The organism is Streptomyces sp. NPDC020845 (assembly GCF_044334165.1).
Classification (GTDB): Bacteria; Actinomycetota; Actinomycetes; order Streptomycetales; family Streptomycetaceae; genus Streptomyces.
Genome location: NZ_JBIRSJ010000040.1, coordinates 21,746 through 27,381, shown reverse-complemented (window position 1 = coordinate 27,381; position 5,636 = coordinate 21,746). Strand labels below are relative to the sequence as shown.

Below are 5,636 nucleotides of genomic sequence, written 5' to 3'. Positions count from 1 at the left end.
CGACCTGCCCACCTACCCCTTCCAACACCAACGCTACTGGCTCGACACCCCCACCCACACAGGAGACATCACCGCCGTCGGCCTGAACCCGGCGCATCACCCGCTGCTCGGCGCCGCGATTCCGCTTGCGGACAGCGACGGACACCTCTTCACCGGTCGGCTCTCCTTGCGTACGCACCCCTGGCTGGCCGACCACGCCTTTGCCGGCGTCGCGCTTGTGCCCGGTACGGCGCTCCTGGACATCGTCCTTCAGTCGGGGGAGCGCGTCGGGTGTCGACATGTCGAAGAACTCACCCTGCATGCGCCCCTACTCCTCCCGCAGCGTGGCGGGGTCGTTCTGCAGATCAGCGTCGGGCCCCCGGACGGTGAGGGGCGGCGGGAGTTCGCCGCCTACGCGCGGAGTGACGACGACGTCCCGGGTACAGAGAACGCGCAGGGCACCGAGGGTCTGGAGGGCGCGGGCCATTCATGGACGCGGCATGCCACGGGCACGCTGAACAACGGTCCCGCCTCCCCCACCGCACCCGTCGCGGAAGCAGCCAGCCCGAAGGCCGATGCGTGGCCTCCGGGCAAGGCTGAAGCCCTGGACCTTGACGGGCTGTACGAGCGGCTGGCCGACGCTGAGTTGGCCTACGGGCCCGCGTTCCACGGCCTGCGTGCCGCCTGGCGCAAGGGCTCGGACATCTTCGCCGAGGTGCGGCTGCCCGAACCGCAGGCCCGTGACGCCGGCCGGTTCGGCATCCATCCCGCCCTTCTGGACGCGGCGCTGCACACCCTCGGCCTCGATCCTGCGCTCGGTGATGAGCCCGATGCGCCGGAGGGGCAGCGGGCGGCTCGGTTGCCGTTCGCCTGGCGTGGGGTGACGCTGCACCGCAGGGGTTGTGAGGTGCTACGGGCGCGGCTCTCGCCGGAGCCGGGCCGCGGAGTGGTGGCCATCGAGGCGACCGACGAATCGGGGCGGCCAGTGGCCTCCGTCAACGCGCTCGTGCTGCGGCCGGTGTCCGCGGGTGAGGTGCGGGCCGCCCACTCGGACCATCACGAGTCGCTGTTCGGCCTGGAATGGCCCACCGTGACATTGCCCGCTGCAGACCCCTCCCCATCCGGCCAGTCCCCCTCCAGCCGTTCCTCTTCCGATCCTTCGTCCTTCGCCATCGTCGGCGCCGATCCCTTCGGGCTCTCCTATCGGCGCCATGACGACTGGACCGCGCTGCTCAGCGCCGTGGAGGCCGATGGCGCCGCGGAGGTGATCGTCGTCCCCTGTGGCGGGGACGAGGACAGTGACGTTGCGGGCGGCGCGGCCGTCCACACAGCCGTGCATCACGCGCTGCACCTGCTCCAGTCCTGGCTGGGCAACGACCGGTTCGCAGACAGCCGGCTGGTCGTACTGACAGGTGGGGCGGTCGCCAGCCGCCGGGAGGACGACGTCACGGATCTGCCCGGCGCGGCGGTGTGGGGCCTGGTGCGCTCGGCGCAGTCCGAGAACCCGGGCCGGATCATCCTGATCGACTGGGATGGACACGGCTCCTTGGCCGAGGTGCTTCCCGCGGCGCTGGCCGCCGGTGAGCCCCAGCTGGCCGTCCGCGACGGAGAGGTGTGCGTACCGCGGTTGGTGCGGATGCCACGGCAGGATCGGCCCGCACCAGCCGACGGACCGACCGACGAAGCAGCCGACGAATCCGCTGACACGTCCCCATGGGCGCTCGATCCCGCAGGCACCGTGCTGATCACGGGCGGCACCGGAGTGCTGGGTGGGCTGATCGCCCGCCACCTCGTCATGACGCACGGTGTGCGGCAGCTGCTGCTGGTCGGCCGTCGCGGTGCGCAGGCCCAGGGCGTACAGGCGCTCACGGCCGAGCTCGAGGCGGTCGGCGCGACGGTGACCGTCGCCGCCTGCGATGCCGCCGACCGCAAGGCGCTGGCCACCCTGCTGGGCAGCGTCCCGGAACAACATCCGCTGACCGCTGTGGTCCATGCCGCCGGGGTGCTCGACGACGGCACGATCCCCTCGCTGACGCCCGAGCGGATCGACACCGTCTTCCGCGCCAAGGTGGTCCCGGCGCTGCTTCTGCATGAGCTCACACGCGACGCGGACCTGGCCGCGTTTGTGATGTTCTCCTCCGCGGCATCGGTGCTCGGTTCGCCCGGCCAGGGCAACTACGCGGCGGCCAACGCCGTACTGGACGCGCTGGCCCGGCACCGCCGGGCTCAGGGGCGGCCCGCGATGTCGCTGGCCTGGGGGCTATGGGCGCAGGGCAGCGGGATGACGCGCCATCTCGACGGCACCGATCACGCCCGGATCAACCGTGGCGGGATGGCGCCGCTGGCGACCGAGGAGGCCCTTGCCCTCTTCGACGCGTCGTCGGCGGCCGGGGAGCCATTCCTCGTCCCGGCCCGGTTCGAGCTCGGCGCGCTGCGCTCGCGGGCAACCACCGCCGGGGTGCCGGCGCTGCTGCGTGGGCTCGTCCCGGCCTCCGCCCGCCCCGGCGGCGCGGCCGACCGGGGCGAGGGCGGGGAGGACGGGTCGCACGTGGGCGTATCGCTCCGCGAGCGGCTGGCCCGCTGCGGAGGCAAGGAGCAGCAGGGCATCCTCACTCGTCTCGTACGGTCCCACGCCGCCGCAGTGATCGGCCATGCGGGGATCGAGGAGGTGGCGGAGCGGCGTGCCTTCCGGGAGCTGGGCTTTGACTCGCTGACCGCCGTCGAGCTGCGCAACCGGCTCACCACCGCCACCGGTCTGCGGTTGCCCGCGACGGTCGCGTTCGACTTCCCGACCCCGACCGCGCTCGCGGAGCATGTGCGTGCCCTGCTGCTGCCGGCGAGCGGGAACGGCGCCGGGGCGAACGGGACCTCGGCCTCGGAGCCCGGTGAGGAGGAGCTGCGGGCCGCCGTGGCGTCCATTCCGCTCGGCAGGCTCCGGGAGGCCGGTCTGCTGTCTGTGCTGCTGGATCTCGCCGAGGCCCCTGGCGACCTCGGAGGCGGCCTCGGGAGCGTCGGGGCCGCTGCCGTCCCCGCCGCCCGTTCGGCGGAGGGCCCCGGCTCGATCGACGAGATGGACATCGACAGCCTCATCGGCCTGGCGCACGGCGACCAGCCCGGCTCGGACTCGTAGTTCGGACTCGTAGTTAGGAGCGATACATGACCGATGTCGTCGACGAAGACCGGCCGGAGGCCATCGGCCGGGCCGAGACCGTGCGCGGCCTGCGGGTGTTCACCCTTCCCGTGACACTGTGGGCATGTGTCGGCGCCCTGGTGCTGGGGCTTCAGGTGTATGTGTTCGCCTCTTGGCTCGCCGACAGCGGCTACCGCATCGAGGAGGCGTCTCCGGCCAGGGGCGGTGGGGACTCGGAGCGGATCGCCGATGTGCTGATCCCGCTGCTGTCCGTGGTGGGAGCGGTGGCCCTCGGGGTGCATCTGTACCGGAAGTGTCGGGCCAAGAGGCGGCTGACGTTCGACGCGTTGCTCTTCATCGGGCTGTTGTCGGCCAGTTGGCAGAGCCCCCTGATGAACTGGATCAATCCGGTGCTCGCGTCGAACGTCAATGTGTTCGGAGCGGTGGCCTCCTGGGGGCCATATGTGCCCGGTTGGCAGGGGGCGGGGGCCCACCAGGAAGCCGAGTTGCCGCTGGCGACCCTGAGCATCTGTATGACGGCCTTGATGGTCGCCGTGGCCTGCGGCAAGGGCATGGGGCTTGCCGCCGCCCGGTGGCCACGGCTGGGGCCGGTCCGGCTGATCGCGCTCGGCTTCCTGCTCGTCGTACTCCTCGACATCGCCGAGCCGCTGGTGTCCTTCGCCGGCGTTTCCGTGTGGACGCGGGCGGTGCCCGAGCTGACCATCTGGAGTGGGCACTGGTATCAGTTCCCGCTGTATCAGATGGTGGCCTCGGCGCTTTTCGGCGCCTCCCTAGGCGCCGCGCGCCACTTTCGCAACCGGCTCGGCGAAACCTGTCTGGAGTCCGGGACAGCCCTCCTACCGGAGGGCCCGAGGCCATGGGTCCGGCTGCTGGCGGTAGTGGGCGGGGCCAATGTCAGCATCGCCCTCTACACCGGTGCACACATCCTGTTCTCGCTGATGGACGGCGCTCCCCCGGACCGGCTCCCCGAATTCTTCCGTCCGACGGCCGGCTACTGAGACGGCCGGCGCCGCCCGCGTACCCGACCGCGTGCCCGGTGTACCCGGTGTGTCACCGGCTCACCTGCGGCGCCACATGCGGTGAGCGCTCCGCCTCGTCCTTGTTCCGGCTCCTGGGCTCCACGACCATACGGAGTGGCCGGGGGACCACATGGGTGGCCAGGTGGCTCGCTCGGACACTGCGCCCATCCGCCGGGCGCAGCCGCCACCGGGAGGCGATGACGGCGACGGCCACCGCGGTCTCGGTCTCGGTGAACGCGTCTCCGATGCACTTGTAGACACCTCCCGAGAAGGGGACCCAGGCACCCTTCTTGACGCGCGTGGCGTTCTGCTGGGGGTCCCAGCGGTCGGGGTCGAACCGCTCGGGGTCCGGGTACCAGCGGGGGTCGTTCTGGAGGGCGTAGGCGCTGTACATGACCTCCGCGTCGGCGGGGATTTCGTGGCCGCCGAGGCGCACCGACTCTCGTGTACGCCGGGCGCCGACCCATCCCGGGTACTTGCGCAGGGCCTCTTTGACGAGTCGCTGGGTGAAGACCAGCCGGGTGAGGTCCTGGGAGCTGGGTGGCCGGCCGTCGAGGACCGTGTCGAGCTCTTCGTGCAGCCGTCGTTCGAGGTCGGGGTTCTGGCCGAGCTCGCAGAAGATCCACGACGCGATGGCGGCGGGCCCGCCGATTCCGGTGATGGCCAGGCCCATGACCTCGTCGCGGATCTCCTCGTCGGTCAGGCCGGCGCCGGTGGCGTCCGTCGTCCGCAGAAGCGTCGAGAGCATATCGCCGTGGTCCTGCCCTTCGGCGCGGTAGGCGGCGATGGTCTCCTCGATCACGGTTCGCGCCGGGGGCAGTTGCCGGTTGCCTGAGGTCGGCAGCCGTCGGTAGATCCCGGGCAGGATCGCGCTCATCCTGGCCACGGTCAGGATGGCATTGCCGGTTTTACGCAGTTCCGCCTCGGCGTGTGCGGCACGTTCGGAGACGAACAACGACTTGGCGATCATGGCTGTGGCCAGCTCGGTCATGACGGGCACCACGTCCACCACGTCTTGGGCCGACCAGGAGTCGGCCGTCTCCGTGGCGGCCGAGCACATGGCGGACACGTAGCTGCCGAGCCGCTGTCGGTGGAAGCACGGCTGCATCATGCGGCGCTGGCGCCGGTGGGGCTCACCGGTCGTCGCGACGAGGATCGGTCCGATGAAGCCCAGCGCCTTGGCGTGTCCGGCGCCCCGTGTGTAGGCGTGCGCGTCGGTCACCAGCAGCGTCCGCACCAGGTCCGGGTGGGTGGCCACGTAGACGGGCTTGCGGCCGAGCCGGATTCTGACCAGGTCTCCGTGGTCGGCCAGGGAAGGCAGGAAGTCGAGCGGCCGCCGGGCCAGTTGGGGCAGGTGGCCCAGCACCGGCCACGAGCCCGGCACATCGGGGACTTGGAGAGGGGCAGGCATCGCTGAACTCCTATCAGGCGTCGGCCGCTACCGGAGAAAATGAGGATATGAAGCCACCAACACCCCCAAGAAGCCC

At 71.2% G+C, this 5,636-nt stretch carries 3 protein-coding genes; 2 read left to right on the top strand and 1 reads right to left on the bottom strand.

The genetic code is table 11. From position 1 onward, the window contains the following. A partial coding sequence (locus ACH4U7_RS51840; RefSeq protein ID WP_398534728.1) for a type I polyketide synthase occupies nt 1-3,109 on the top strand: 3,109 nt, incomplete at its 5' end. A gap of 26 nt (nt 3,110-3,135) precedes the next feature. Next, nucleotides 3,136-4,128, top strand: a complete 993-nt coding sequence (meiC, locus tag ACH4U7_RS51835) for a meilingmycin biosynthesis spirocyclase MeiC (RefSeq protein ID WP_398534727.1) — start codon at nt 3,136-3,138, stop codon at nt 4,126-4,128. Nucleotides 4,129-4,180: 52 nt separating this feature from the next. Here the strand turns inward: meiC and ACH4U7_RS51830 are convergent, their stop codons facing one another. Next, nucleotides 4,181-5,560 (bottom strand): cytochrome P450, encoded by a 1,380-nt coding sequence (locus tag ACH4U7_RS51830; protein ID WP_398534726.1) that lies wholly within the window; start codon nt 5,558-5,560, stop codon nt 4,181-4,183. Between the last annotated feature and the right edge of the window lie 76 nt (nt 5,561-5,636).

What these genes read in the sequence shown, in the direction of transcription:
- meiC (WP_398534727.1), top strand. Translation starts at nt 3,136, where the DNA reads ATGACCGATGTCGTCGACGAAGACCGGCCGGAGGCCATCGGCCGGGCC.
- ACH4U7_RS51830 (WP_398534726.1), bottom strand. Translation starts at nt 5,560, where the DNA reads ATGCCTGCCCCTCTCCAAGTCCCCGATGTGCCGGGCTCGTGGCCGGTG.